The organism is Sphingomonas sp. GW821-FHT09E03 (assembly GCF_059416225.1).
The window spans coordinates 172,350-198,220 of sequence record NZ_JBWKOS010000003.1 but is presented as its reverse complement, the minus strand read 5'-3'; the positions used below and the strand labels follow the sequence as shown (position 1 = coordinate 198,220).

The following is a 25,871-nucleotide window of genomic DNA, read 5'->3' as shown; positions in this document are numbered from 1 at the left end:
CCGTAGCGTGCAGCCGCCCGGCCCCTTTACACTGCCGTTCCCCACCCCGTAACCGTGGGGCAAAGGGGAGCCCGATCGATGAGTTTGTTTCGCCGCAAGACGATCACCGCGCAGCCGCCCGGGCAGCAGCTCGCGCGGACGCTGTCGTGGCCGCATCTCGTCGCGCTCGGCGTCGGCGCGATCGTCGGCACCGGGATCCTGACGTTGATCGGGGTCGGCGCCGATCGCGCCGGCCCGGCGGTGATCCTCTCCTTCGTCATCGCCGGTGCGATCTGCGCCTGCGCTGCACTCTGCTATGCCGAGATGGCGACGATGATCCCCGCCTCCGGGTCTGCCTATACCTATAGCTATGCGGTGCTCGGCGAGGTGTTCGCCTGGGTGGTGGGCTGGAGCCTGATCCTCGAATATTCGCTGGTGGTGGCGACGGTGGCGGTCGGCTGGTCGGGCTATGCGGTCGGCTTCCTCAAGGGGTTGCGGATCGTCGTGCCGCCGGCGCTCGCCAACGGCCCCGCGCTCGGCGGCGTGATCAACCTCCCGGCGGTGCTGATCATCGCGGTGGTGGCGGGGCTGCTGATGCTCGGCACGCGCGAGAGCGCGCGGATCAACACGGCGTTGGTGGTGCTCAAGATCGTCACGCTGGCGCTGTTCGTCGCAGTCGCGCTGCCGCACTTCGACGCGGCCAATCTCCACCCGTTCGCGCCTTATGGCTATGGCAGCGACGAGCATGCCGGCGGGATCAAATATGGCGTGATGGGCGCCGCAGCGATCATCTTCTTCGCCTTCTACGGGTTTGACGCCATCTCCACCGCGGCGGAGGAGGCCAAGAACCCCGACCGTGACCTGGCGATCGGTATCGTCGGCTCGATGGTGGCGTGCACCGCCATCTACATGATCGTTGCCGCAACCGCGGTCGGCGCGATCGGCTTCACCCGCTTTTCCGACAGTCCCGAGCCGCTGGCACTGATCCTGCGCGAGATCGGGCAGGGGCGGATCGCGACGATCGTCGCCGCCGCCGCGGCGATCGCGCTGCCGACCGTGCTGCTCGCCTTCCTCTACGGGCAGAGCCGGATCTTCCTCGTCATGGCGCGCGACGGCTTCTTGCCGAAGAGTCTCGCCAAGGTGTCGCGGCGCGGCACGCCGGCGCGGATCACCGCGGTGACGGCGGTGCTGGTCGCGGTGATCGCCGGTCTCGCCCCGCTCGATGTGATCGCCAGCCTCGCCAATGCCGGCACCTTATGCGCATTCGTCGCGGTGGCGGCGTGCGTGCTGGTGATGCGCCGACGCGATCCGGCGGCGCGGCGGCCGTTTCGCACCCCGCTCGCCTGGATCGTCGCGCCGCTCGGCATCATCGGCTGCTGCTATCTGTTCACCAGCCTGCAGGTGGTGACGCAGGTCGCCTTCTTCGGCTGGAACGCGCTCGGCCTGATCATCTACTTCCTGTTTGCGCGTGGCATGGCTGATCGGCGGATCTGGGAAAACCGCGCGTGAGCGGATGGCACCTCGGCATCATTGGCGGCTCGGGCCTGTACGATGTCGCCGGGATAGAAGATGGCGAGTGGGTGGAGGTGGCGAGCCCCTGGGGCACGCCGTCCGACGCGATCTTCACCGGCAGGGTCGGAGCCGCCCGCGTGTCGTTCCTGCCGCGCCACGGCCGCGGCCACCGCATCGCGCCGGGCGAGCTCAACGCGCGCGCCAACATCGATGCGCTGAAGCGCCTTGGCGTTACCGATCTGCTCGCGATCTCGTCGGTCGGCTCGCTGGTCGAGGAGCGGCCGCCGGGCAGCTTCACGATCGTCGACCAGTTCATCGACCGCACGAAGGGACGGCCTGCCAGCTTCTTCGGCACCGGCCTCGTCGCCCATGTGTCGATGGCCGATCCGGTGTGCCCGCGGTTGTCCACGCTCGCGGCCGCGGCGGGCGAGGCGGCGGGGGCGGCGATCACCCGCGGCGGCACCTATCTCGCGATGGAGGGGCCGCAATTCTCCACCCGCGCGGAAAGCCTGCTCTACCGGCAATGGGGCTGCGCGGTGATCGGGATGACCGCGATGCCCGAGGCCAAGCTCGCCCGCGAGGCGGAGCTGCCCTATGCGCTGGTCGGCATGGTCACCGACTATGATTGCTGGCGCGAGGGCGAAGAGGCGGTCGATGTCGCGCAGGTGATCGGGCAGCTTGCCGCCAACGCAGCGCATGCCCGCGCGCTGGTGATGCAGCTGCTCGCCGCGCTACCGGCCGTGCGGACCGCGTCGCCGATCGACCGCTGCCTCGACAGCGCGATCATCACCGCGCCCGGCGCGCGCGATCCCGCGCTGGTCGCGCGGCTGGATGCCGTTGCCGGGCGGGCGCTCAGAACCAGGCCATGACGCCGAGCGGGAAGGGCGTCCACCAACCTACCCGAACCCCGGCGTGGCGGAGTGCGTCGCCGGTCCAGGCGTTGCAGGTGCGCAACGCGTCATAATGGCCGCGTGCCTGGTAGAAGGCGTCGTTCCTGTCATAGCCCCGGTAGCGGGCGCCGCCGGGCGCAAAGCGTGCCTGCACATAAGCGGCGAGTCGGCGGTATTCCGCGGGGCGCAGGACGATAGCGCGGACCTCGCCGCCAGCCTCCGGCACGGGGACATGCTCGAGGTGGATCAGCGTCCGGTCGCTGCCGGTCGCGGCGGCGATGATCGTGCCAGGCCGCACGTCGGACCAGTGCGGGGTGCCGAGAAAGAAGCCCTGTTCGCCCCAGCCGATCGCAAGATGATCGTAGCCGGCATAACGCGGATCGGCGAGGTCGCGCGCGGGTGCCCAGCCACGCCAGTCCACCCCGGCGGCCATTTTGGGCACGACCAACCCGACATGGATGCCGTTGGATTCGACGAAGATGCGGATGCCTTTCGAGGGCGGCGTCCAGCGCCGGTTGGCGGGGATCGCCCCGCCGGCCAGCCCGAGCAGCGCATAGCCGCAGGCCAGCACGACCAGCGCGAGTGCGGTGCGGCGCAGGGCAGTGCGCAGGATTGTGGCGTATCGTGTCATAGCCGCGTCATGCTAGACGGCAGACATGGTTGAGGAAACGCACGTGCACGAATCGCCTCCCGAAGGCGCCGGCGCTGACTGGACGGTGGCGCAGGATTGGCAGCATTACACCGCCGAGGAACATGCCACCTGGGACACGCTGTTCGCGCGGCAATCGGCGCTGCTGCCGGGCCGCGCCTCCCATGCCTATCTGCGTGGGCTCGACGTGCTCAAGCTCTCCAAGCCTGGCATCCCGGATTTCGCCGAGCTGTCCGAGCGGCTGATGAAGCTCACCGGCTGGCAGGTGGTGGCGGTGCCCGGGCTGGTGCCCGACGACGTGTTCTTCGACCACATGGCCAATCGCCGCTTCGTCGCGGGCAATTTCATCCGCCGGCCCGATCAGCTCGATTATCTCCAGGAGCCGGACGTGTTCCACGACGTGTTCGGCCACGTGCCGATGCTCGCCGACCCGGTGTTCGCCGATTATCTCGAGGCTTATGGCCGCGGCGGCCAGCGCGCGCTCGGCATGGACGCGCTGAAGTATCTCGGCCGGCTCTACTGGTACACGGTCGAGTTCGGGCTGATCGCCGAGCCCGAGGGCATGCGCATCTATGGCTCCGGGATCGTCTCCAGCTTCGCCGAGACCCGCTTCGCGCTCGACGATCCCAGCCCCAACCGGATCGGCTTCGACATCGCCCGCGTGATGCGCACCGAGTATCGGATCGACGATTTCCAGCAGAACTACTTCGTCATCCCGAGCTTCGACGAGCTGCTGCGGATCACGGTCGAAACCGATTTCGCGCCGCTCTATACCGAGCTCAAGGCACGGCCCGACATCCCCGTGGCGCAGATCGTGCCGGGTGACGAGATCATCACCGAAGGCACGCAGGCCTATGCGCGGGGCAAGGCGAGCGCCTAATCTGGCACGGTGGAGGCCGGATTTACCTCCGGCGCAACCGAGGCTCCTGACGGTGCAGGAGCCCGCACCCGTTACAGCGTGATCGCCGCCTTCAGCCCGAGCACGCCGACGTCGTTCGCCGATTTGACGCCACCGGGATGGTGGATGAACTGGACGTTCGGGCGCAGCTCCAGCCAGTCGGCCGGATGGATGCTGTAATAGATTTCCGAGGCATATTCGGCGTCGCGCACCGGCGTGCCCGGGACCAGCCGGTCGGCCTCGGCGGCGCGCCCGTTGACGTTGGTGCGGGCGACCGCGAAGCCGAGCACGTCGCCGGGCACCGCGGGCACCAGCCCCTTGTAAAAGAGGCCGATCGATACCTGATTGTCGGTGACCGAGGTCTTGCGATCGGCCTGCGTGATGTTGGCAAACATGCCGAGCCCGGTCACCGATTTGCCGTCCTTAGAGGTACCGGTGAGCTGCTGCTGGACGGCGAGGTAGACGCCGTAAGCGCTGGTGCGCTGGAGCGGATCGAGCCCCGTGATCACGATCGGCTGGTGGTTGACGTCGAGCAGCACGTCGGCACGGTCGGCGGTCGAGACCCAGCCGCCCACCTTGTACGAGCCGACATGACCATCGTCGCCGCCGCGCGAATAGCCGGCCTCGATCGGCACCAGCGCGCCGGTGGCGCCGTGAAAATGGGCGACGAAGAAATGGTCGTCCAAGTTGCGCGGGTTGATCTCGTAGGCCGCGGTCTGGACGTAGAGATGGTCATTGAGGTCGACCCGGATCCGCCCGCCCCATTGCCCCACCGGCCAGTTCTGCCAGTAATCGCCGACCAGATTGCCCGGCTGGGCGCCGCAGAAGCTCAAGTTCATGAAGTGACAGGAGAAGACCGCGAAATCTTCGCCGGGGTTGGTGCGGCCGACCTTGATCTCGACCTTGTCGCCGATCCGCTGCTCGTACCAAAGCTGGGTGACGCGTGCCGTCTGGCCGCGGCCGTAGACTTCCTGCACCTGCTGGAGCGTGCCGAGCCCGGCCGCGTCCGACAGGTTGAGACCCCGTCGCCAGGTGAGCGTCGCCTGGAAGGCGCCGCCCTTCAGCCCTACGAGCTTGTCAAGGTCGAGCAGCGCGCCGACGTCGAACTGGCCGGTTTCACGGAACAGCTTGCGCTCACCGCCGGCGAAATTGTAGCCGCTCTCCGAGGCATAACGTGCGGTGAGACCGATGCCGCGCTCGCCGAGTCGGGTGCGGATCTTCTGCCAGTCGCCGAACAGGCCGGGCGGTGGCGAACTCTGGGTGTCGCCGATCAGCGCGGAGGGCGAGGTGTCGCGTGCGCTGCGGATCGGCGTGCGCGGGCGGTGCTGGGTATCGCCCTGGCTGGTGTCCGGCGTCTGTTCCGCGGCGGCGTCGGGCGCAGGGGCCGGTGCGCCGAGGTCGACCGCTTGCGCATGCGCGGCGGTTGGCATTGCCGCGCACGCCAGCAGCGCGGACAAGGTACAGCTACGCAAAACAGACATGGTCTATGGCCCCCATCACTCTATGGCGTCGACACGGCGCCGACCGGCCATTGCCGGAAAACGTCGTCGACCGTAACGATTATTTTGCAGGTGCGAACGGTTCGGCGTGGGGGCCCTTCAGAGATCCAGCGCCCAACCGTCGCGGCCCTTGGGATCGACCGGCGCGCTCGGCACGTGACGGGTAGGGCCTGCGGCCAGCCGCAGCACCGTCCAGTCGCCGCGCCGATCGGTCGCGACCAGCGAACAGCCGCAGGCGGCATAGGCATCGACCACCATCTGCCGCTGGGTGTCGAGCAGCCCGGCGAGCACGATCGTCGCCCCCGGGGCCGCGATCGCCGCCACCTCTGGCGCCATCGACACCAGCGGCCCGGCAAGGATGTTGGCGATGATCAGGTCATAAGGCGCGCGCGCGATGATCGCATCCGACAATGCGCCGTCGGCGACGACCAGATCGACCGCCTCGACCTGGTTGATCGCGGCATTGTCGCGGGTGACGTCGATCGCGACCGGATCGATGTCGGTCGCCATCACCTGCGCAGTCGGCCACAGATGGCGCGCCGCGAAGGCAAGCAGGCCGGTGCCGGTTCCGAGATCTATCGCGTTGGCGATCGGCCGGTCGGCAAGCCCGTCGAGCATCGCCAGGCAACCGGCGGTGGTGCCATGATGGCCGGTGCCGAACGCCTGGCCCGCATCGATCAGAAAGGCGCGACCGCCTGTCGGCGCCTCGCGCTGGTGCGTGGCGGTATGGACGACAAAGCGGCCTTCCTGGATCGGCTCGAGTCCCGCCTGGCTCATCGCCACCCAATCCGCGGCGGCGAGATGCTCGACGGCCGGCTCGTGACCCGAGGCGCTCGGCACCAGCGCATGAATCAAGGCGATGGTCAGCGCATCGGGTTCGGTCTCCAGATAGGCGTCGAGCCGCCAGTGCTCGACGTCATCCTCCACCTCCTCGGTGGTCATCAGCACCGCGTCGATCGCGAGATCGTCCGCCGCATCGATCGCCTCGGCCTCGGCGCGGGTGCAGGGCAGGGTGACCTTCCACGAATCAGCGGACATAGCTTGCTCCGTTCACGTCGAGCACCGCCCCGGTCATCGACGGCGGTGCGTCGAGCGCGAGGAAGCGGGCGACATCGGCGATCTCCTCCGGCGCGGCAACCCGGCCGAGCGGAATGTCGGCCAGCAATTGCTCGCCGCCACGGCTCGAGAGGTAATCCTCGGCCATGCCGGTCATGGTGAAGCCCGGGCAGATCGCGAAGGCCAGGATGTTGTCGCGGGCATAGCCGCGAGCAATGGTCTTGGTCATTGCCACCATGCCGGCCTTGGCGGCGGCATAATGCCAGTGCGCCGGGCTGTCGCCGCGATAGGCGGCGCGACTGGCGACGTTGACGATGCGCCCCCCCGAGCCACGCTGCTGCCAGTGGCGCACGGCGAGGCGGCAGAGTTCGGCGGCGGCGGTGAGGTTGATCCGCTGGGTACGCTCCCAATCCGCCACCCAGTTGCCGTGCGGCTGGTCGAGCGGGCTCGCCTCGAACACGCCGGCGTTGTTGATCAGCACGTCGATCGCGCCGTTCGCCTGCGCCAGCGCCGCCTCCCAGAGAGCGGCAGGGGCGGCGGGATCGGCAAAATCGGCGGCGATGCCGGTGCGGGTGCCATGGCCGATCACGGCGGCGCCGGTCGCCGTCAATGTCTGGTGGATGGCAGCGCCAATGCCACGGCTCGATCCGGTGAGGAGAATGGTCATGACCCTCGCCTTAGAACAGGAAGGCGGGTGACCGAAAGGCCACGTCGTCCGCCCTGATCATAGCGGGGACTGGATGCTGGGCGCCTAGCCGACGCTGGCGGAGAAGCTCTCGGCCGATTGGCGCAGCTGGCCGAGACGGTCGCCGACCTCGTCGAAGCCCGCGCCGAGCGCGTCGATCTCCTTGGCGACCGCATCGGTATCGGTGCGGATCGTCTCGATCGTCGACGACATGGAATCGGCGGCAAGCGCGGTCTCGTCGACCGCGGCGGTGATCGAGGTGACGGTCTGCGCCTGCGCCTCCATCGCCAGCCTGATGCGATCGGCCGAATCCTGCACCTCGGCGACGGTGGCGCGGATCGAGGCGTTGGTGGAGACGGTGCTGTGCGTCGCCTGCTGGATCGCGGCGATCTTGGCGGCGATGTCGTCGGTAGCCCGCGCGGTCTGGCTGGCGAGGCTCTTCACCTCCTGCGCGACCACGGCGAAGCCGCGGCCGGCATCGCCCGCGCGCGCCGCCTCGATGGTGGCATTGAGCGCGAGCAGATTGGTCTGGCCGGCAATGTCGCGGATCAGGCCGAGGATCGATTCGATCGACTTGGCGTGTCCGCTCAGCGTCTCGCTGACCTGCACGGCGTCGCTCGCCTGGTCGCTGGCCCGATGGGCGATGGCGGCGGCGGCGTCCACTTCCATGCGGGTCTCGTCGATCGCGCGGATCAGCCCGGCGGCGGTCTGCGCCGCCTCGCGCATCGCGAAGGCGGATTGTTCGGCGGCGGCGGCCATCTGGCTGGCCTTGCCGAGCACGTCGCGCGTCGAGGCGGACGCGCCGCTGGCCTGTACCTGGATCCGCGCGCCGAGCGTCGCGGCGCCCTCGATCGAACCGGCGATGCTGTCGCGAAAGGCGGTGGAGCGCTGCTGGCGTTCGACGCTGGTGGCGGCCGCCTGGCGTGCGGCGAGGTGGCCGGTCATCAGATCGGATTCGACCAGCGAGATTCGCTGCACCGTATCCACCAGGCGCAGCATCCGCACGGTATCGCCGGCGACATGGCCCGCGATCATCGCCAGCGTGATGCTGTGCGAATAAGCGAGCGCGGCCTGCAGCGTCGGCAGCGGGATGTTGGAGGCCCGCGCCTGCTCGGCATGGCGGGTGGCGATCTTCACCCAGCGATCGCCGAATGGTTCGCTGTACTTGAGCTGCGCATAGTCGGCGCTTTCGCGCAGGCGCCGTTCGAGCCGCTCGCCGTGGAAGAAGTGGCGGATCGGCTGGGTCGCCGGCAAGGCCAGGTAATGCTGCCAGAAATGCTCGGAGATCCGGCGGAAGTCGGCGGCCGAAAACAGCGCGCAGATATCCGCGCACGCGTCCGCGATCGTATGATCCCAGTCGTAGTCGCCCAGATGCTCGACGATCCCGCGTCGCGCATGCATGCCGTCGCCTAAAGCGGCCACCTTACCCACACGGTCATCCTCTGCTGCCTTATGCAGCGACCTTGGCGATGAAGTCGCCGGCGCTGTTCTTGAGATTGCTCAACCGGCCGTCGAGCAGGTCGAAGCCGCGGCCGACCCCATCGATCTCGGCCGCCACGGTTTCGGTGTCCTCGCGGATCGCGGCAATGGTCGACGACATCGAATCGGCGGCAAGCGCGGTCTCGTCGACCGCCGCGGTGATCGCGGTGACGGTCTGCGCCTGCGCTTCCATCGCAAAGCGGATGCGCTCGGCGGATTCCTGCACTTCGGTGACGGTAGTCTTGATGCTGGCGTTGGTCTCCACCGTCGATCGCGTCGCCGACTGGATCGAGGCGATCTTGGCGGCAATGTCGTCGGTGGCGCGCGCGGTCTGGTTGGCGAGGCTCTTCACCTCCTGGGCGACCACCGCAAAGCCGCGGCCGGCATCGCCGGCACGGGCGGCCTCGATCGTCGCGTTGAGCGCGAGCAGATTGGTCTGGCCGGCAATGTCGCGGATCAGCCCGAGGATCGATTCGATCGACTTGGCGTGATCGGACAGCGCTTCGGACATGCCCACCGCGTTGCTCGCCTGGACGCTGGCGCGCTGCGCGATCTCGGCAGCGGCCTCCACCTCGGTGCGGGCGTCCTCGATCGCGCGGATCAGCCCGGCGGCGGTCTGCGCCGCCTCGCGCATCGCGACGGCGGACTGTTCGGCGGCGGCGGCGACTTCGCTCGCCTTGCCGAGCATGCCGCGGGCAGAACCCGAGCTGCGCGCCGCCTGGCCGCGGAGCACCTGGCCCTCGTCGGTCGCGGTCTCGACCGCGGTGGCGATGCCCTCGCGGAACTCCTCGGCGAGCTGGTCGCGCTGGAACTTGTCGTTGTGGCGCTGATAGGCCGAATAGAGCGTGCAATAGATGTCGCATTCCAGCGAGCGCAATCGCAGCAGCAGGTCGGTCAGCTGGACATAGCGTTCGTCGGTGGCGTCGAGCCGGCGGCGCAGGATGTCGAAGGTGCGGCGCGCGCCGGCATCGGTCATCGCCAGGATCGGGGTGAGCCCGACATCGAGCGAATAGGCGCTGGCGACCGTTCGCTCTGCCGACTCGACCCAGGAGATTCCGGCGAGGTTGGTGAAGCGGTTGCGCAGGTAATTGACGCCGAGGTCGATCATCCGGTCCGCCTCGTGCGGCGCCCAATTGCCGCCGTCGCCGTACAGCCGCTGGCGCTGCTTCCAATGCGCCTCGGATACCGAGCGGGCATCGTCCTCGATTGCCGTCCACAGCTCGCGCGCCAGCTCGACATCGGCGGGCGACAGATCGAACAAGCGCAGCCGTTCTGCGAGGTTGATCGTCTTGCTTACGCTCTCCGGCGGCGGCAACTGCTTCTGCGGCACGGTAAACCCTTCTCTAGTCACCGGCTCCCGGACCGGTTGTCATCACGATCTAACCAGCATTGGTTAACAGGGTGTTGGTCGAGGCGATGGGTGAGATCACGGGGGCGGGGGCGGGCAATCGCTTGCATCCAAGGCCCGTCAGCCTAATAGGCAGAGCAATTCAAAGCTCCCCGAGGACCATTCATGGCATCCCGCAATCCGGCGCGCCCGCGCAGCCCGCATCTTTTCGCCGGCCCACTCAAGCTTCACTACAGCTGGGGCCCGCACATGCTGGTCTCGATCCTGCATCGCGCCACCGGCAGCGGCATGGCGACGGTGGGAACGATCCTGCTCGTCTGGTGGCTCGCCGCGCTCGCCGCCGGCGCCCAGGCCTATGCGACCTTCGTCGACGTGTTCACCACCGATGCCGGCCATCTCAACATCCTGGGCTGGATCGTCGCGGTCGGGCTGACGCTGTCGTTCTTCGTCCACGCGCTCAACGGCATCCGCCATCTGGTGATGGACGCCGGCGCGGCGTTCGAGCTCAAGCGCAACAAGATGTTCGCGCTCGGCGTGATGATCGGCGCGGTGGTGCTCACCGCGCTATTCTGGGTCTTCGTCATGGGGGTGAAGTGATGGGTTCGGGCACCAGCATCGGCCGCGTCCGCGGTCTCGGCAGCGCCAAGGAAGGCGCGCATCACTGGTGGCGCCAGCGCGTCACCGCAGGCTCCAACCTGTTCCTGATGCTGTGGTTCGTGATCTCGATCGCGCGCCGGCCGGGCTATGATTATGCCAACACCCATGCCTGGATGCAGTCGGCCTGGGTCGCGATCCCGATGATCCTGCTGATCGCCTCGGTGTTCTGGCATTTCCGTCTCGGCCTCCAGGTGGTGATCGAGGATTACGAGCATGAGCAGCGCCGCGTCGCCGCGATCCTGCTGCTCAACTTCTTCACGGTCGGCACCGCCGGCATCGCCATCTTCTCCATTCTCAAGATCGCCTTCGGAGCCGCCGCATAATGCCCGCCTCTTCTGCTGACGCCGCGTATAAGATCATTGATCACACCTATGACGCCGTGGTCGTCGGCGCGGGTGGCTCGGGCCTGCGCGCCGTCATGGAATGCGCGCAGAACGGGCTCAAGACCGCCTGCATCACCAAGGTGTTCCCCACCCGCAGCCACACCGTGGCGGCGCAGGGCGGCATCGCCGCCAGCCTCGGCAACATGGGCCCGGACCATTGGACCTGGCACATGTTCGATACCGTCAAGGGATCCGACTGGCTCGGCGACCAGGACGCGATCGAGTACATGGTCCGCGAGGCACCCGCCGCGGTTTACGAGCTCGAGCACGCCGGCATGCCGTTCAGCCGTACCGACGAAGGCCGGATCTACCAGCGCCCGTTCGGCGGCATGATGCAGAACATGGGCGAGGGCCCGCCCGCGCAGCGCACCTGCGCCGCGGCGGATCGCACCGGCCATGCCATGCTGCACACGCTGTACCAGCAGTCGCTGCGCTACGATGCCGACTTCTACGTCGAATATTTCGCGCTCGACCTGATCATGGAAAATGGCGAGTGCCGCGGCGTGATCGCCTTGTGCATGGAAGACGGCTCGATCCACCGCTTCCGCGCGCACAACACCGTGCTTGCGACCGGCGGCTACGGCCGCTGCTATTTCTCGGCGACCTCGGCGCACACTTGCACCGGTGACGGCGGCGGCATGGTGCTGCGCGCCGGCCTGCCGCTGCAGGACATGGAGTTCGTCCAGTTCCACCCGACCGGCATCTACGGCGCCGGCGTGCTGATCACCGAGGGCGCGCGCGGCGAGGGCGGCTACCTCACCAATTCCGAGGGCGAGCGCTTCATGGAGCGTTACGCGCCGAGCGCGAAGGACCTCGCCTCGCGCGACGTCGTGTCGCGGTCGATGGCGATGGAGATGCGTGAGGGCCGCGGTGTCGGCAAGAACGGCGACCACATCTTCCTGCACCTCGATCACATCGATCCCAAGGTGCTCCACGAGCGCCTGCCGGGGATCACCGAGACCGGCAAGATCTTCGCCGGCGTCGATCTCACCCGCCAGCCGCTGCCGGTGACGCCGACGGTGCATTACAACATGGGCGGCATCCCGACCAACTTCCACGGCGAGGTCGTCCATCTCAAGGACGGCAACCCGGACACGGTGGTGCCCGGCCTGTTCGCGGTCGGCGAGGCGGCCTGCGTCTCGGTCCACGGCGCCAACCGCCTCGGCTCGAACAGCCTGATCGATCTGGTCGTGTTCGGCCGCGCCACCGGCAAGCGCATCGCCGACATCACCAAGCCCAACACCACGCACAACCCGCTGCCCAAGGGCTCGGAAGAGCTGGCGCTGGGCCGGCTCGACAAGGTCCGCCATTCGAGCGGCAGCGCCACCACTGCGGAGGTGCGCCTCGAGATGCAGCGCACGATGCAGAAGCATTGCGCGGTGTTCCGCGACAATGCGCTGCTCACCGAGGGCCAGTCGCTGATCAAGGCGACCTACGGCAAGATGGCCGAGATCGGCATCAACGATCGCTCGATGATCTGGAACACCGATCTCGTCGAGACGCTCGAGCTCGACAACCTCATCGCCCAGGCGGTGGTGACGGTCGACTCGGCGGCCAACCGCAAGGAATCGCGCGGCGCCCACGTCAACGAGGATTATCCCGATCGCGACGACGGCGAGTGGATGAAGCACACCATCACCACCTTCACCGGCTGGGGTGGCGTCGGTGGCGCGACCGCGATCGATTACCGGCCGGTGCACGATTATACGCTCACCGACGACGTCGAGTACATCAAGCCCAAGAAGCGGGTCTATTGAGCCGAAGGGGCGGGCGGTCGCTCGCCCCCGTGCCGCCCCCGTGCCGCCGCTGTGCCGGGCGTGCCGGAACAGCGGCCCGGTTACGCCGGCAGCAGCGCCGCTAGCTGCCGGATCGCTTGACCGCTGAACGCCGCGGTCGATTCTCCATCCACCGTCACCGCATGCTCGGGCGTCAGCACCGCCGCGTTCTGCAGTTCATTGTCGAGCGTGGTCCACGCGCGCACCGCTGCGGCGAGGTTGGTGACCTCGGGTAGTTCGTTGCCGCCGCGGCTGACGTTCTCGAGCGCCGCGCTCATCTTCCAGTCGATGTCTGCCATGGGATCTCCGAAGGCGAGGGGAGAGGGGGGCGTCACCATTACGACTGCCGACGGCTCTTCATCAGCAGCAGCGCGATCGCGCTCGCAGTGAGGCCGGTGCTGATCGCGGCAACCGTCTTGGGGTGCTTGGACGCGGCGGTGTAGAGGCTCGATTGGCGCGCGGGGATCTCGCCCGACCGCTCCTGCCCGGTGCGGATGCCGCCCTCGAACAGGTTGCTCGGCTTGGGCTGGCGCTTGGTCGGATCGGTGAAGGCCGCCGCGGCCTTGGGCGCAAGCCGCTCGAGCAACGCGGGGAAATGGGTCGCGAACAGCACCTGGGCGCGGCCGGCGCCGCCGACGGTGATGTCGCGCTTGGGGTGCTCGGCGCAGAACAGGATGGCGTCGGCGACGAGCTTGGGATCATAGGGCGGCGGCGGGATCTGGCCCTCGCCGCGGACGTGGTTAGTGGCATGCTGGCCGATCGGGGTGTCGATCCCGGACGGCTTCACCAGCGTCACCGAGATCGGCACGCCATCGTCGTGCAACTCCATGCGCAGCGACTGCATATAGGCCTTCACCGCATGCTTGGCCGCGGCATAGGCGCCCATCTGCGGGCTCGGCATGTCCGAGACGATTGAGGCGACGGTGATCAGCGCGCCGCCGCCCTTGAGGTGGGGCACCGCCGCCAATGCGCCGTTGACCGCGCCGAAATAGTCGGTGCGAAACAGCCGCTCATGCTCGTCGTTGGGCGTATCCATCAGCTTGGCGTAGATCGTCACCCCGGCGTTGTTCACCCAGGTGTCGATCCGGCCGAACCGCTCCACGGCGTGCGCGGCGGCGGCCTTCACCGCCTCGGCATCGCCGACATCGGCGGCAAACGAATCCGCCACGCCGCCGGCGGCGGTGATCTCGGCCACCAGGGTGCGCAATTGGTCATCGCTGCGCGACACCAGCACCACCTTGGCACCCTTGGCGGCGGCGGCGCGGGCGGTGACGAGGCCAATGCCGGAACTGGCGCCGGTGATGACGATCACTTGTTCATTCAATGGCTTCAGGGTCATTTTCATCGGGGCAGCTTTCTCGCGAGTCGGTGGCCAAGCGCGCGGATGGCCGCGCTTGTTCCGGGGTGCTCGCGCGCGGCGGGGGCGCGCAGCAGCTACTTTTATTTGCGCCGCCGGGAACGGGTCGGCGGCCGCGCGGTTGGCGGCGTCATGACTGCAGACACCATCGCCCAGCGCGCCGGCGCCGCCAGCTATCCCCTGCTGGCCCATCCCCACATCCAGCTCCACGGCACGGTGGACGAGGCGATGTACACCAACTTCAAGGGCCAGTTGATCAATGCGCCGCAGGATGGCCCGTTGGTGGTGTCGATCACCACGCTCGGCGGCGACCCCGAGATGGCGCGGGCGATGGCGGACGATATCCGGCTCCTGCGTGAATATACCGGGCGCGAGACGCTGTTCCTCGGCAAGGTCGCGGTCTATTCGGCCGGCGCCACCTTCATGGCCGGCTTCCCTGCCGAGAAGCGGTTCCTGACGCGGGAGTCGCGGATCATGATCCACGAGCGGCTGATGAACAGCACCATCCACCTCAACGGGCCGCTGATCACGCTCGGCTATACGCTCAAGGCCAAGCTCCACGAGATCGAGGATTCGATCCGCATCCAGGACGAGGGCTTCCGCGATCTCGTCGCCGGCACCCAGGTGTCGCTGGACGAGCTCAAGCAGAAGGCGCCGTCCAATTGGTACATCGAGGCCGAGGAAGCCAAGCGGCTCGGGCTGGTGCTGGACGTGATCTGATCGCTGCAGGGGTTGCGCAGGGGCGGCGAAAGGCATAGCCGCACACGCAGCATATCACGAGGAGCGAAGCGGCAATGGCCGAGTTCAGCCTGCCCAAGAACAGCAAGATCAAGAGCAAGGGCAAGGTCCACCAGGCGACGAGCACGCCCGAGGGCGGGCCCAAGCGGATCAAGAAGTTCCAGGTCTACCGCTACGATCCCGACAGCGGCGAGAACCCACGCTACGACACGTTCGAGATCAACCTCGACGATTGCGGCCCGATGGTGCTCGATGCGCTGATCAAGATGAAGGGCGAGCAAGACAGCTCGCTGACCTTCCGCCGGTCGTGCCGCGAGGGCATTTGCGGGTCGTGTTCGATGAACATCGACGGCCGCAACGGCCTCGCCTGCACCACCGCCATCGAAGACGTGAAGGGCGACGTGAAGATCACGCCGCTGCCGTCGATGGACGTGATCAAGGATCTCGTCCCCGATTTCACCCATTTCTATGCGCAGTACAGCTCGATCAAGCCGTGGATGCAGACGGTGTCGCCGCCGCCCTCGGGCAAGGAGCGGCTGCAGTCGCCGGAAGATCGCGCCAAGCTGGATGGTCTCTACGAGTGCATCCTGTGCGCCTGCTGCTCGACGTCCTGCCCGAGCTATTGGTGGAACGCCGACAAGTTCCTGGGCCCCGCCATCCTGCTCCAGGCCTATCGCTGGCTGGCGGACAGCCGCGACGAGATGACCGGCGAGCGGCTCGACGAGCTCGAGGATCCGTTCCGCCTGTATCGCTGCCACACGATCATGAACTGCGCGAACACCTGCCCCAAGGGTCTCAACCCGGCCAAGGCAATCGCCGAGATCAAGAAGATGGAAGTCGAGCGGGTCCTCTGATCCACTCGACGACGCCGCACCGTTGAACGAGCCTTCCGCCGACCCGTTCGCGTCTTATGACGACGATCCCGCGGCGCCGGGCTGGAAGGTCTGGCGCCAGGCCGGGCGAGCGCGGTTCAACGCCTTCCTCGAGCCCTATCATGTGAAGCTCGAGGACGGCATCGCCCGGGTGCGGATCATGCCGCGGCCCGAGCATGCCAATACCCATGATGCGATCCACGGCGGCGCGCTGCTCGGCTTCATGGATGTCGCGCTGTTTGCCGCGGCGCGGGGCTTCGGCGTGCTGGGGGCGGGCGGGGGCGTGACGCTGGACCTGTCGGCGCAGTTCATCGGCGCGGGCGATCTGGCGTTGCCGCTCGAAGCGCGGGTCGAGCTGCTGCGCGAGACCGGCCGGATGCTGTTCATGCGCGGGCTGATCGTCCAGGAGGGCGCGCCGACCGTCGCCAGCTTCACCGGCACGCTGCGCAAGGCTACGCCGCGCCCGGCTTGATATCTTCCGGTGCGGCGGCGATGGGCGCAGCACCGGGTCACGCAGTGCATCGCCCTGGCCTTGGGCTCCTGCCTGCTCAGGAGCATCATCAATGACCAAGGTTCTGACTGCTTATGAAGCGCTGGTAGCGGCCGGCGAGCTTCGCCCGGACCCGGAACAGCGCGCCGCGGCCGAGCAGCTCGATCGGCTGGCCAGCGTGCTCGACCAGCCGGCGAAGACCGGCTTGTTCGCGCGGCTGACCGGCGGCAAGCGGGCGGCGCCGCACGGCATCTATCTGTGGGGCGACGTCGGCCGCGGCAAGTCGATGCTGATGGACCTGTTCTACGCCCATGTCGCGGCCAGCCCCAAGCGGCGGGTCCACTTTTCGGAGTTCATGCTCGAAGTGCATGGCCGCATCGCCATCGAGCGGCGCAAGGAGGCCGGCGATCCGATCGCGCCGGTCGCCGCCGCAATCGCGGCGGAAGCGCGGCTGCTCGCATTCGACGAGATGATGGTCACCAACAGCCCGGATGCGATGATCCTGTCGCGCCTGTTCACCGCGCTGATCGAGGCCGGGGTGACGATGGTCACCACCTCGAATCGCGCGCCGGCGGATCTCTACAAGAACGGGCTCAACCGCGAACATTTCCTGCCGTTCATTGCGCTGATCGAGCGCCGTCTCGACGTGCTCGCGCTCAATGGCCCGGTGGATTACCGTCGCGACCGGCTCGGCAGTCAGGATACTTGGCTGGTCCCCAACGGCCCGGAGGCGACCGCGCAGCTCTCCGCCGCTTTCTTCCGCCTGACGGACTATCCGGTCGAGGACCGCGCGCACGTACCGTCGGAAGAGCTGACGGTGCAGGGGCGCACGCTGCATGTGCCCAAGAGCCTGAAGGGCGTCGCGGTCTTCTCGTTCAAGCGACTGTGCGGCGAAGCACGCGGGGTGGCCGACTATCTGGCGATCGCCCGGCGCTTCCACACCGTGATCCTGGTCGGCATTCCCAAGCTCGGCCCGGAGAACCGCAACGAGGCGGCACGCTTCGTCGCGCTGATCGACGCCTTGTACGAGCATAAGGTCAAGCTGCTCGCCGCCGCCGATGCCCAGCCGGACCATCTGTATGAAACCGGCGATGGTCGTTTCGAGTTTGAACGCACGGTCAGCAGGCTGGAAGAAATGCGCTCGGAGGACTATCTGTCAGCTGGTCACGGGGCTTAATGCACCTGCGAACCATTATCAGTTAAAGTCTTAACTCTCGTGGATTAGCGGTTGCCGGGCGCCGGCAAAGGGCGTAGTCGGCGTGGCCAATCACGCACCCGTACGGAGATGGATTGGAATGGCTCGCAAGAAGATCGCGCTGATCGGCGCCGGCAATATCGGCGGCACGCTCGCGCACCTCGCGGCACTCAAGGGCTTGGGTGACATCGTCCTGTTCGACGTCGTCGAGGGTGTGCCTCAGGGCAAGGCGCTCGATCTGTCGCAGTGCGCACCGGTAGAGGGCTTCGATGCCAAGATCGTCGGCTCCAACGACTATGCCGATATCGCCGGCGCCGACGTGATCATCGTCACCGCCGGTGTCGCGCGCAAGCCCGGCATGAGCCGCGACGATCTGCTCGGCATCAATCTCAAGGTCATGAAGGCGGTCGGCGAGGGCATCAAGAACAACGCCCCCGACGCGTTCGTGATCTGCATCACCAACCCGCTCGACGCGATGGTCTGGGCGCTGCGCGAATTCTCGGGCCTGCCCCATCACAAGGTGGTCGGCATGGCCGGCGTGCTCGATTCGGCGCGCTTCAGCCACTTCCTTGCCGACGAGTTCGACGTCTCGGTGAAGGACGTCACCTCCTTCGTGCTCGGCGGCCATGGCGATACCATGGTGCCGGTGATCAGCTATTCCACCGTGTCCGGCATTCCGGTGCCCGATCTGATCGAGATGGGCTTCTCCACGCAGGAGAAGATCGACGCGATCGTCAAGCGCACCCGCGGCGGCGGCGGCGAGATCGTCGCGCTGCTCAAGACCGGCTCGGCTTATTATGCGCCGGCGACCAGCGGCATCGCGATGGCCGAAGCCTATCTCTACGACCAAAAGCGCGTGCTGCCGGCGGCGGCCTATGTCTCGGGCGAGTACGGCCTCAACGATCTCTACGTCGGCGTGCCGGTGGTGATCGGCGCCGGCGGCGTCGAGAAGATCGTCGAGATCAAGCTCGACGACGAGGCCAAGGCCAATCTCCAGGTCTCGGTCGATGCGGTCAAGGAGCTGCTGGAAGCCTGCAAGGGCATCGACGAGAGCCTCGCCTGATCCATCTGTCCCGCGCGTGGGCTGAGGCCCGCGCGCTGTCTTTCCACCCCGCCATGCGGGGTAATCCACTCGGGAGCCCCCATGAGCATCCTCGTCGACAAGAACACCAAGGTCATCACCCAGGGGATGACCGGCAAGACCGGCACCTTCCACACCCGCGCGGCGCTCGATTACGGCACCCAGATGGTCGGCGGCGTCACCCCGGGCAAGGGCGGCACCACGCACGAGGAGCTGGGCCTGCCCAACTTCGACACCGTTGCCGAAGCGGTCAGCAAGACCGGCGCCAATGCCTCGGTGATCTACGTGCCGCCCCCCTTCGCGGCCGATTCGATCCTCGAGGCGATCGACGCCGAGATCCCGCTGATCGTCGCGATCACCGAGGGCATTCCGGTGCTCGACATGGTCAAGGTCAAGCGCGCGCTGTCGGGCTCCAAGAGCCGCCTGATCGGCCCGAACTGCCCGGGCGTGCTGACCCCGGGCGAGTGCAAGATCGGCATCATGCCCGGCTCGATCTTCAAGAAGGGCTCGGTCGGCGTCGTCTCGCGCTCCGGCACGCTGACCTATGAGGCGGTGTTCCAGACCTCCAACGCGGGCCTCGGCCAGACCACCGCGGTCGGCATCGGCGGCGACCCGGTCAACGGCACCAACTTCATCGACGTGCTCGAGCTGTTCCTCGCCGACGATGCCACCGAGAGCATCATCATGATCGGCGAGATCGGTGGCTCGGCCGAAGAGGAAGCCGCCCAGTTCCTCCGCGACGAGGCCAAGCGCGGCCGCAGCAAGCCGATGGCGGGCTTCATCGCCGGCCGCACCGCGCCTCCGGGGCGCCGCATGGGCCATGCCGGGGCGATCGTGTCGGGCGGCCAGGGCGGCGCCGAGGACAAGATCGCGGCGATGGAAGCCGCCGGGATCAAGGTCGCGGCAAGCCCGAGCGAGCTCGGCTCGACGCTGCTGGACGTGCTGAAGGGCTGATGAGCGGCCGCAAGGCCGCGCGCAAGGGTGAGGGCAAGGGACGCTGTGTCCTCACCCGCCCGCCGCTCTTGGCGCGGTGGGCCCTCCCTTCCCGCTGGGCGAGGGGTTTAGAGGAAGAAGATGATGGGCTACGAAGGTCAGGATTTCAGCGACATCGCGTCGGGCGTCAGCCCGGCGTTCATTGAAGCACTCTACGCCAAGTACCAGGCGGATCAGTCGTCGGTTGATCTCGGCTGGCGTGGGTTCTTCGAGGGGCTGGAAGCCGGCACGGGTGGCCCGAGCTGGACCAACAAGCGCTGGCCGCTGACCAGCACCGACGATCTCACCGCGGCGCTCGACCCCACCCAGATGGAGCCGGCACCCAAGCCCGCCAAGGGCGGCGGCAAGCCCGCCGCCGCGGCCGCCGTTGCGCCGTCGAAGGACGACATCATCAAGGCCGCCGGCGACGCGATCCGCGCCCAGCTGCTGATCCGCACCTATCGCGTCCGCGGCCACCTGGCCGCCAACCTCGATCCGCTCGGCCTGTCGCGGCGCGAGATGCCCGACGACCTGCGCACCGAATATTACGGCTTCACCGACGCCGATCTCGATCGCCCGATCTATCTCGCCGGGACGATGGGCTTTGAATGGGCGAGCGTGCGCGAGCTCGTCGACACGCTGCGCCGCAACTATTGCGGCAACGTCGGCCTCGAATACATGCACATCGTCGATGTCGAGGAGCGCCGCTTCCTCCAGGAGCGCATGGAGGGCAAGGACAAGGCGATCGAGTTCAGCGTCGACGGCAAGAAGGCGATCCTCACCAAGGTCATCGAGGCCGAGCAGTGGGAGAAGTTCCTCGGCAAGAAATATGTCGGGACCAAGCGCTTCGGCCTCGACGGCGGCGAATCGATGATCCCGGCGCTCGAGAGCGTGATCAAATACGGCGGCCAGGACGGCGTGCGCGAGATCGTCTACGGCATGGCCCATCGCGGCCGGCTCAACGTGCTCGCCAACGTCATGAACAAGCCGCTGCGCGTAATCTTCCACGAATTCGCCGGCGGCTCGGCCAATCCCGACGACATCGGCGGCTCGGGCGACGTCAAATATCATCTCGGCACCTCGACCGACCGCGAGTTCGACGGTCACAAGGTCCACATGTCGCTCGTCGCCAACCCGTCGCACCTCGAGGCAGCGGACCCGGTGGTGCTCGGCAAGACCCGCGCGATCCAGACCATCGCTAACGATCTCACCGAGCACACCGGCTCGCTGCCGGTGCTGATCCACGGCGACGCGGCGTTCGCGGGGCAGGGGATCGTCTGGGAGTGCCTCGGCTTCTCGGGCATCCGCGGCTACAACACCGGCGGCTGCGTCCACTTCATCATCAACAACCAGGTCGGCTTCACCACCAGCCCGCAGTTCGCGCGCTCGTCGCCCTATCCGTCGGATGTGGCCAAGGGCGTCCAGGCACCGGTGTTCCACGTCAACGGCGACGATCCCGAGGCGGTGACCTTCGCCACCAAGATGGCGATCGAGTTCCGCCAGAAGTTCCATCGCGACATCGTGATCGACATGTGGTGCTATCGCCGCTTCGGCCACAATGAGGGCGACGAGCCCGGCTTCACCCAGCCGCTGATGTACAACAAGATCCGCTCGCACCCTGGTGTCGCCGAGATCTACAGCAAGCGGCTGATCACCGAAGGCGTGATCGATCAGGCGTGGCTGGACGACAAGATCCACCAATTCAACACGCTGCTCGAAGGCGAGTTCGAGGCTGGCGCGAGCTACAAGCCCAACAAGGCGGACTGGTTCGCCGGTCGCTGGTCGGGCCTGTCGGCGCCGACCGATGGCGGCACCGAGCGCCGCAACGTCGAGACCGGCATCGAGCTCAAGCTGTTCGACGCGCTCGGCCGCACGCTGACCACCGTTCCCGACAGCATCCAGATCCACAAGACGCTCAACCGGGTGATCGATGCCAAGCGGCAGATGTTCAAGACCGGCGAGAACTTCGACTGGGCGACCGGCGAGGCGCTGGCGTTCGGCTCGTTGCTCTCCGAAGGCTATGGCGTCCGCCTGTCGGGCCAGGACTCGGGTCGCGGCACCTTCTCGCAGCGTCACGCGGTGTGGGTCGACCAGACCGACGAGCACAAGTACGTGCCGCTGACCACGGTGGAGCATGGCCGCTTCGAGGTGCTCGACAGCCCGCTGTCCGAATATGGCGTGCTCGGTTTCGAATATGGCTATGCGCTGGCGGATCCCAAGACGCTGGTGATGTGGGAGGCGCAGTTCGGCGACTTCGTCAACGGCGCGCAGATCATGATCGATCAGTTCATCACCTCGGGCGAGTCCAAGTGGCTGCGCGCCAACGGTCTGGTGATGCTGCTGCCGCACGGCTACGAAGGTCAGGGCCCCGAGCATAGCTCGGCCCGACCCGAGCGCTTCCTCCAGTCGTGCGCGCAAGACAATATTCAGGTCGCCAACTGCACCACCCCGGCGAACTACTTCCACCTGCTGCGCCGGCAGATGCACCGCAACTTCCGTAAACCCCTGATCGTGATGACGCCCAAGTCGCTTCTCCGCCACAAGCTGGCGGTGTCGACGGCGGCGGAGTTCCAGGGCGACAGCCACTTCAAGCGCCTGCTCTCCGACACCAACGGGGCGGCGGACGCGGACACGAAGCGGCTGGTGCTGTGCACCGGCAAGGTTGCCTATGACCTGATCGAGGCGCGCAACGCGGCGGGCGATACCGGTACGCAGATCGTGCGCGTCGAGCAGCTTTATCCCTTCCCCGGCGACGCGCTCGCGCGCCGGATCGCGCGGATGCCAAATCTCGAGGACGTGGTCTGGGCGCAGGAAGAGCCGAAGAACAACGGCTATTGGTTCTTCGTCGAGCCGCTGATCGAGGAGTCGCTCGGCGCGGCCAACTGCGCCGTCAAGCGCGCGCGCTACGCCGGTCGCTCGGCCGCGGCATCGCCCGCGACCGGGCTGATGAAGCGTCACACCGCCGAGCAAGGGGCGCTCGTCGCCGATGCGCTCGGCCACAACGTCCGCGAAGAGATCCGCCGCACCCGCAGCGAAGGCTCGACCACCACGGCTCGACCCGTCCAAGGGCCGAGCAGCTAACACACCTACCCGACTGAACCCCTGGTAATCGGGGTAGAAGGATTGAGAGATGGCAACCGAAGTCACCGTCCCCGTTCTGGGCGAATCGATCACCGAAGCCACCGTCGGCGAGTGGCTGAAGCAGCCCGGCGACCCGGTGAAGGTCGATGAGCCGATCGCCAGCCTCGAGACCGACAAGGTCTCGGTCGAGGTGCCCTCGCCGGTCGCGGGCGTGATGGGCCAACATGCCGTCCAGGTCGGCGACACCGTCCAGGTCGGCGCGCTGCTGGTGACGATCGATGCCGGCGGCGGCGCGGCAGCCGCTCCCGCTGCTGCTGCGGCGCCCGCTGCTGCACCCGCCCCGGCGGCGGCGCCTGCCGCGCCTGCGCCCGTCGCGGCACCCGCCGCTGCGCCGGCACCTGCCGCGCCGGCCGAGGCGAGCGACTCGCCCGCGGCGCTGTCGCCGTCGGTGCGCCGCGCGGTGCTCGAATATGGCCTTGATCCTGCCTCGATCACCGGCACCGGCAAGGATGGCCGGATCACCCGGGAAGACGTGACCGCCGCGGCCGCCGCCAAGCCCGCCGCTGCGCCACAGACGCCGGCCGTTGCCGCGCCTGCCGCCGCGCCGACGGGTGGCCGCAAGGAAGAGCGCGTCAAGATGACGCGCCTGCGCCAGACCATCGCCAAGCGCCTCAAGGAGGCGCAGAATACCGCCGCGATGCTGACGACGTTCAACGACGTCGACATGACCGCGGTGATCGAGGCACGCGCCAAGTACAAGGATCTGTTCGAGAAGAAGCACGGCGTTCGCCTCGGCTTCATGGGCTTCTTCGTGAAGGCCGCGACCATGGCGCTGAAGGACATCCCGTCGGTTAACGCCTCGATCGAGGGCGACGAGATCGTCTACCACGATTACGCCGACATTTCGGTGGCGGTGTCGTCGCCGGGCGGCCTGGTCGTGCCGGTGATCCGCGATGCGCAGGACCTGACGGTCGCCGGCATCGAGAAGACGATCGGCGACTTCGGCAAGCGCGCCAAGGACGGCACGCTCAAGATGGACGAGATGCGCGGTGGTACTTTCACCATCTCGAACGGCGGCGTGTTCGGTTCGCTGATGTCCACCCCGATCATCAACCCGCCGCAGTCGGCGGTGCTCGGCCTCCATCGCATCGAGGAGCGTCCGGTGGTGGTGGGCGGCCAGATCGTGATCCGGCCGATGATGTATCTGGCGCTGTCCTACGATCACCGCCTGATCGACGGCCGCGAGGCGGTGACCTTCCTCGTCGCGCTCAAGAATGCGATCGAGGATCCGACCCGCGTCCTGATCGACCTGTAATAACGACGTGAAATCCCTACATCCGTTCGGACTGAGCTTGTCGAAACCTGCTCTTCTTCCGAACGGGTGAGGACCAGTACAGCCCTTCGACAAGCTCAGGGCGAACGGAGTGTGGAATGGCTGATTTTGATTTCGACGTCCTGGTGATCGGTGCCGGCCCCGGTGGTTATGTCGCGGCGATCCGCGCGGCGCAGCTCGGCCTCAAGGTGGCGTGCGCGGAAAGCCGCGAAACGCTTGGCGGCACCTGCCTTAACGTCGGCTGCATTCCCTCCAAGGCGATGCTCCACGCGTCCGAATATTATGATGCCGCCGCCAACGGCGCGATGGCGAAGCTCGGCGTCAAGACCACGGTCGAGCTCGATCTCGATACCATGCACGGCCAGCGCAAGGATGCGGTCAAGCAGCTAACCGGCGGCATCGAATATCTGTTCAAGAAGAACAAGGTCGAGTGGCTGAAGGGCCGCGCCACCTTCACCGGCAAGGACACCGTCGATGTCGCGGGCCGCAGCGTGCGCGCCAAGAACATCGTCATCGCCACCGGCTCGTCGGTCACCCCGCTGCCGGGCGTGACGGTCGACCAGAAGGTGGTGGTCGATTCGACCGGCGCGCTCGAGCTGCCCAAGGTTCCCGAGCATCTGGTGGTGATCGGCGGCGGCGTGATCGGGCTTGAGCTCGGCTCGGTGTGGCGGCGTCTCGGTGCCAAGGTCACGGTGGTCGAGTATCTCGACCAGATCCTGCCGGGCTTCGATGGCGAGGTCCGCAAGGAATCGAACAAGATCTTCAAGAAGCAGGGTCTTGAGTTCAAGCTGTCGACCAAGGTCACCGGCGTCACCGTCGCCGGCGACAAGGCGACGCTGACCGTCGAGCCCGCCGCCGGTGGCGACGCGGCGACGATCGAGGCGGATGCGGTGCTGGTCGCGATCGGGCGCAGGCCCAACACCGATGGGCTGAACCTCGAGGCTGCCGGCCTCGCGGTCAATCAGCGCGGCCAGATCGACATCGATCATGACTTCGCGACCTCGGTGCCCGGCATCTGGGCAATCGGCGACGTCGCGCCCGGCCTGATGCTCGCGCACAAGGCTGAGGATGAGGGCATCGCCGTCGCCGAGAACATCGCCGGCCTCACTGGGATCGTGAACCACGACATCATCCCGAGCGTGGTCTACACCGTGCCCGAGATCGCCGGCGTCGGCCTGTCGGAAGAGGCCGCCAAGGCGCGGGCCGAGAAGAATGGCGGCGCGATCAAGGTCGGCAAGTTCCCGATGCTCGCCAACAGCCGCGCCAAGACCAATCACGAGCCCGACGGCTTCGTGAAGATCATCACTGACGCCAAGACCGATCGTGTCGTCGGCGTATGGGCAATCGCCACCGTCGCGGGGACGATGATCGCGCAGGCGGCACAGGCCATGGAATTCGGCGCAACCAGCGAGGATATCGCCTACACCTGCCACGCTCACCCGACCCATTCCGAGGCGATCAAGGAAGCGGCGATGGCGGTGCTCGGCAAGCCGATCCACATCTGATGACGGCCGGCGCGGGTCCCGACGGGAACCGCGCCGCGCTGGAGCGCGCGTGGCTGGAGCTGACGGGCGTGACCCTGCCCGCCTTGGCAGCCGCGCGGGATTGGCCGGTCAGTGCCGATCACTGCTTCCAGCGCGTCCTGCTCGACGCGGCGGTCGGCGGGGTGTGGTACACCGCTGTCGCCCGTCGGCCCGCCTACCGGCACATCGATATCGCGCTGCTTGGTGAGGCCGTTCGACTGGGGCAGGCAGCAGCCGCGGGCTCCGCGGACCTTGCCATGCTCAACCGTCAGTCACTGGCATGGCGGCGCTCGGCACGCCGGGTCGACGCGCGCTGACGCCTCCCTTCCCCGGACTGTCATCCTGAACTCGTTGCAGGATCCATCATCTGCCGGCAGCCCCAAGCACGAAGGGCCGTCATCACTGCCGAAGCGTATCAT

Annotated in this window: 24 protein-coding genes; 16 read left to right on the top strand and 8 right to left on the bottom strand. The window is 67.3% G+C overall.

The window, feature by feature from the left end:
* The first annotated feature begins 78 nt into the window (after positions 1-78).
* The gene (locus AC07M8_RS08785; RefSeq protein ID WP_495173963.1) at positions 79-1,488 is read left to right on the top strand and encodes an amino acid permease; all 1,410 of its coding nucleotides are present in this window, start codon (positions 79-81) and stop codon (positions 1,486-1,488) included.
* Positions 1,485-2,360 (top strand): S-methyl-5'-thioadenosine phosphorylase, encoded by an 876-nt coding sequence (gene mtnP / locus AC07M8_RS08780; RefSeq protein ID WP_495173962.1) that lies wholly within the window; start codon positions 1,485-1,487, stop codon positions 2,358-2,360. Before AC07M8_RS08785 ends, mtnP begins: the two co-directional genes overlap by 4 nt.
* Here the strand turns inward: mtnP and AC07M8_RS08775 are convergent.
* A complete protein-coding gene (locus AC07M8_RS08775; protein ID WP_495173961.1) occupies positions 2,344-3,012 on the bottom strand; it encodes a TIGR02117 family protein in 669 nt (222 codons plus the stop codon). The two genes, mtnP and AC07M8_RS08775, sit on opposite strands and share 17 nt — an antisense overlap.
* A 25-nt stretch (positions 3,013-3,037) precedes the next feature.
* Here AC07M8_RS08775 and phhA point away from each other — a divergent pair, with 25 nt between their 5' ends.
* The gene (phhA, locus tag AC07M8_RS08770; protein WP_495173960.1) at positions 3,038-3,910 is read left to right on the top strand and encodes a phenylalanine 4-monooxygenase; all 873 of its coding nucleotides are present in this window, start codon (positions 3,038-3,040) and stop codon (positions 3,908-3,910) included.
* A 71-nt stretch (positions 3,911-3,981) separates the two neighbouring features.
* Here phhA and AC07M8_RS08765 read toward each other — a convergent pair whose 3' ends face one another.
* The 5 genes from AC07M8_RS08765 to AC07M8_RS08745 form a co-directional block, all read right to left on the bottom strand.
* Positions 3,982-5,409 carry a carbohydrate porin gene (locus AC07M8_RS08765; RefSeq protein ID WP_495173959.1) on the bottom strand — a complete coding sequence of 476 codons (1,428 nt, stop codon included), beginning with the start codon at positions 5,407-5,409 and terminating at the stop codon, positions 3,982-3,984.
* Positions 5,410-5,526: 117 nt separating this feature from the next.
* Positions 5,527-6,465 (bottom strand): 50S ribosomal protein L11 methyltransferase, encoded by a 939-nt coding sequence (locus AC07M8_RS08760; RefSeq protein ID WP_495173958.1) that lies wholly within the window; start codon positions 6,463-6,465, stop codon positions 5,527-5,529.
* Positions 6,455-7,150, bottom strand: coding sequence for an SDR family NAD(P)-dependent oxidoreductase (locus AC07M8_RS08755; protein ID WP_495173957.1), 696 nt, complete (start codon positions 7,148-7,150; stop codon positions 6,455-6,457). Before AC07M8_RS08755 ends, AC07M8_RS08760 begins: the two co-directional genes overlap by 11 nt.
* A gap of 84 nt (positions 7,151-7,234) precedes the next feature.
* On the bottom strand, positions 7,235-8,569 hold the full coding sequence (locus tag AC07M8_RS08750) for a methyl-accepting chemotaxis protein (RefSeq protein WP_495173956.1): 1,335 nt from the start codon (positions 8,567-8,569) through the stop codon (positions 7,235-7,237).
* A gap of 49 nt (positions 8,570-8,618) precedes the next feature.
* Positions 8,619-9,962 (bottom strand): methyl-accepting chemotaxis protein, encoded by a 1,344-nt coding sequence (locus AC07M8_RS08745; RefSeq protein ID WP_495174270.1) that lies wholly within the window; start codon positions 9,960-9,962, stop codon positions 8,619-8,621.
* Between the two features lie 198 nt (positions 9,963-10,160).
* On the opposite strand from AC07M8_RS08745, the gene sdhC reads away from it, so the two are divergent.
* Genes sdhC through sdhA form a run of 3 tightly spaced genes read left to right on the top strand, consistent with a single transcriptional unit; the run spans position 10,161 to position 12,792 of the window.
* Complete coding sequence (sdhC, locus tag AC07M8_RS08740; RefSeq protein WP_495173955.1) at positions 10,161-10,592, top strand: succinate dehydrogenase, cytochrome b556 subunit; 432 nt, start codon at positions 10,161-10,163, stop codon at positions 10,590-10,592.
* A complete protein-coding gene (gene sdhD, locus AC07M8_RS08735; protein WP_267396068.1) occupies positions 10,592-10,975 on the top strand; it encodes a succinate dehydrogenase, hydrophobic membrane anchor protein in 384 nt (127 codons plus the stop codon). The genes sdhC and sdhD overlap by 1 nt, the downstream gene beginning before the upstream one ends.
* Positions 10,975-12,792, top strand: a complete 1,818-nt coding sequence (sdhA, locus tag AC07M8_RS08730) for a succinate dehydrogenase flavoprotein subunit (RefSeq protein WP_495173954.1) — start codon at positions 10,975-10,977, stop codon at positions 12,790-12,792. The genes sdhD and sdhA overlap by 1 nt, the downstream gene beginning before the upstream one ends.
* 80 nt (positions 12,793-12,872) lie before the next feature.
* Here sdhA and AC07M8_RS08725 read toward each other — a convergent pair whose 3' ends face one another.
* Both AC07M8_RS08725 and AC07M8_RS08720 read right to left on the bottom strand, forming a co-directional pair.
* Entirely contained in the window at positions 12,873-13,109 is a 237-nt protein-coding gene (locus tag AC07M8_RS08725; RefSeq protein WP_495173953.1) for a hypothetical protein, read from the bottom strand.
* A 38-nt stretch (positions 13,110-13,147) separates the two neighbouring features.
* Positions 13,148-14,149 (bottom strand): SDR family oxidoreductase, encoded by a 1,002-nt coding sequence (locus AC07M8_RS08720; RefSeq protein ID WP_495173952.1) that lies wholly within the window; start codon positions 14,147-14,149, stop codon positions 13,148-13,150.
* 150 nt (positions 14,150-14,299) lie between these two features.
* Here AC07M8_RS08720 and AC07M8_RS08715 point away from each other — a divergent pair, with 150 nt between their 5' ends.
* From AC07M8_RS08715 to AC07M8_RS08670, 10 genes are all read left to right on the top strand, one after another.
* Positions 14,300-14,887, top strand: coding sequence for an ATP-dependent Clp protease proteolytic subunit (locus tag AC07M8_RS08715; protein ID WP_267396064.1), 588 nt, complete (start codon positions 14,300-14,302; stop codon positions 14,885-14,887).
* 74 nt (positions 14,888-14,961) lie between these two features.
* On the top strand, positions 14,962-15,759 hold the full coding sequence (locus AC07M8_RS08710; RefSeq protein WP_495173951.1) for a succinate dehydrogenase iron-sulfur subunit: 798 nt from the start codon (positions 14,962-14,964) through the stop codon (positions 15,757-15,759).
* Positions 15,760-15,781: 22 nt separating this feature from the next.
* A complete protein-coding gene (locus tag AC07M8_RS08705; protein ID WP_495173950.1) occupies positions 15,782-16,249 on the top strand; it encodes a PaaI family thioesterase in 468 nt (155 codons plus the stop codon).
* Positions 16,250-16,340: 91 nt separating this feature from the next.
* Positions 16,341-17,444 carry a cell division protein ZapE gene (zapE, locus tag AC07M8_RS08700; RefSeq protein ID WP_495173949.1) on the top strand — a complete coding sequence of 368 codons (1,104 nt, stop codon included), beginning with the start codon at positions 16,341-16,343 and terminating at the stop codon, positions 17,442-17,444.
* A gap of 118 nt (positions 17,445-17,562) precedes the next feature.
* Positions 17,563-18,525 (top strand): malate dehydrogenase, encoded by a 963-nt coding sequence (mdh, locus tag AC07M8_RS08695; protein ID WP_495173948.1) that lies wholly within the window; start codon positions 17,563-17,565, stop codon positions 18,523-18,525.
* An 81-nt stretch (positions 18,526-18,606) separates the two neighbouring features.
* On the top strand, positions 18,607-19,497 hold the full coding sequence (gene sucD, locus AC07M8_RS08690) for a succinate--CoA ligase subunit alpha (RefSeq protein WP_495173947.1): 891 nt from the start codon (positions 18,607-18,609) through the stop codon (positions 19,495-19,497).
* Positions 19,498-19,620: 123 nt separating this feature from the next.
* Positions 19,621-22,596: a 2-oxoglutarate dehydrogenase E1 component gene (locus AC07M8_RS08685; protein WP_495174269.1), complete on the top strand. Its 2,976-nt coding sequence runs from the start codon at positions 19,621-19,623 to the stop codon at positions 22,594-22,596.
* Positions 22,597-22,645: 49 nt separating this feature from the next.
* Positions 22,646-23,911, top strand: a complete 1,266-nt coding sequence (odhB, locus tag AC07M8_RS08680) for a 2-oxoglutarate dehydrogenase complex dihydrolipoyllysine-residue succinyltransferase (protein WP_495173946.1) — start codon at positions 22,646-22,648, stop codon at positions 23,909-23,911.
* A gap of 116 nt (positions 23,912-24,027) precedes the next feature.
* Positions 24,028-25,434 carry a dihydrolipoyl dehydrogenase gene (gene lpdA, locus AC07M8_RS08675; RefSeq protein ID WP_495173945.1) on the top strand — a complete coding sequence of 469 codons (1,407 nt, stop codon included), beginning with the start codon at positions 24,028-24,030 and terminating at the stop codon, positions 25,432-25,434.
* Positions 25,434-25,769, top strand: coding sequence for a GCN5-related N-acetyltransferase (locus AC07M8_RS08670; protein WP_495173944.1), 336 nt, complete (start codon positions 25,434-25,436; stop codon positions 25,767-25,769). The genes lpdA and AC07M8_RS08670 overlap by 1 nt, the downstream gene beginning before the upstream one ends.
* Positions 25,770-25,871: the final 102 nt, after the last annotated feature.

What these genes read in the sequence shown, in the direction of transcription:
- AC07M8_RS08785 (WP_495173963.1), top strand. Translation starts at nt 79, where the DNA reads ATGAGTTTGTTTCGCCGCAAGACGATCACCGCGCAGCCGCCCGGGCAG.
- AC07M8_RS08775 (WP_495173961.1), bottom strand. Translation starts at nt 3,012, where the DNA reads ATGACACGATACGCCACAATCCTGCGCACTGCCCTGCGCCGCACCGCA.
- phhA (WP_495173960.1), top strand. Translation starts at nt 3,038, where the DNA reads ATGGTTGAGGAAACGCACGTGCACGAATCGCCTCCCGAAGGCGCCGGC.
- AC07M8_RS08765 (WP_495173959.1), bottom strand. Translation starts at nt 5,409, where the DNA reads ATGTCTGTTTTGCGTAGCTGTACCTTGTCCGCGCTGCTGGCGTGCGCG.
- AC07M8_RS08760 (WP_495173958.1), bottom strand. Translation starts at nt 6,465, where the DNA reads ATGTCCGCTGATTCGTGGAAGGTCACCCTGCCCTGCACCCGCGCCGAG.
- AC07M8_RS08755 (WP_495173957.1), bottom strand. Translation starts at nt 7,150, where the DNA reads ATGACCATTCTCCTCACCGGATCGAGCCGTGGCATTGGCGCTGCCATC.
- AC07M8_RS08750 (WP_495173956.1), bottom strand. Translation starts at nt 8,569, where the DNA reads ATGCATGCGCGACGCGGGATCGTCGAGCATCTGGGCGACTACGACTGG.
- sdhC (WP_495173955.1), top strand. Translation starts at nt 10,161, where the DNA reads ATGGCATCCCGCAATCCGGCGCGCCCGCGCAGCCCGCATCTTTTCGCC.
- sdhD (WP_267396068.1), top strand. Translation starts at nt 10,592, where the DNA reads ATGGGTTCGGGCACCAGCATCGGCCGCGTCCGCGGTCTCGGCAGCGCC.
- sdhA (WP_495173954.1), top strand. Translation starts at nt 10,975, where the DNA reads ATGCCCGCCTCTTCTGCTGACGCCGCGTATAAGATCATTGATCACACC.
- AC07M8_RS08725 (WP_495173953.1), bottom strand. Translation starts at nt 13,109, where the DNA reads ATGGCAGACATCGACTGGAAGATGAGCGCGGCGCTCGAGAACGTCAGC.
- AC07M8_RS08720 (WP_495173952.1), bottom strand. Translation starts at nt 14,149, where the DNA reads ATGACCCTGAAGCCATTGAATGAACAAGTGATCGTCATCACCGGCGCC.
- AC07M8_RS08715 (WP_267396064.1), top strand. Translation starts at nt 14,300, where the DNA reads ATGACTGCAGACACCATCGCCCAGCGCGCCGGCGCCGCCAGCTATCCC.
- AC07M8_RS08710 (WP_495173951.1), top strand. Translation starts at nt 14,962, where the DNA reads ATGGCCGAGTTCAGCCTGCCCAAGAACAGCAAGATCAAGAGCAAGGGC.
- zapE (WP_495173949.1), top strand. Translation starts at nt 16,341, where the DNA reads ATGACCAAGGTTCTGACTGCTTATGAAGCGCTGGTAGCGGCCGGCGAG.
- mdh (WP_495173948.1), top strand. Translation starts at nt 17,563, where the DNA reads ATGGCTCGCAAGAAGATCGCGCTGATCGGCGCCGGCAATATCGGCGGC.
- sucD (WP_495173947.1), top strand. Translation starts at nt 18,607, where the DNA reads ATGAGCATCCTCGTCGACAAGAACACCAAGGTCATCACCCAGGGGATG.
- AC07M8_RS08685 (WP_495174269.1), top strand. Translation starts at nt 19,621, where the DNA reads ATGGGCTACGAAGGTCAGGATTTCAGCGACATCGCGTCGGGCGTCAGC.
- odhB (WP_495173946.1), top strand. Translation starts at nt 22,646, where the DNA reads ATGGCAACCGAAGTCACCGTCCCCGTTCTGGGCGAATCGATCACCGAA.
- lpdA (WP_495173945.1), top strand. Translation starts at nt 24,028, where the DNA reads ATGGCTGATTTTGATTTCGACGTCCTGGTGATCGGTGCCGGCCCCGGT.
- AC07M8_RS08670 (WP_495173944.1), top strand. Translation starts at nt 25,434, where the DNA reads ATGACGGCCGGCGCGGGTCCCGACGGGAACCGCGCCGCGCTGGAGCGC.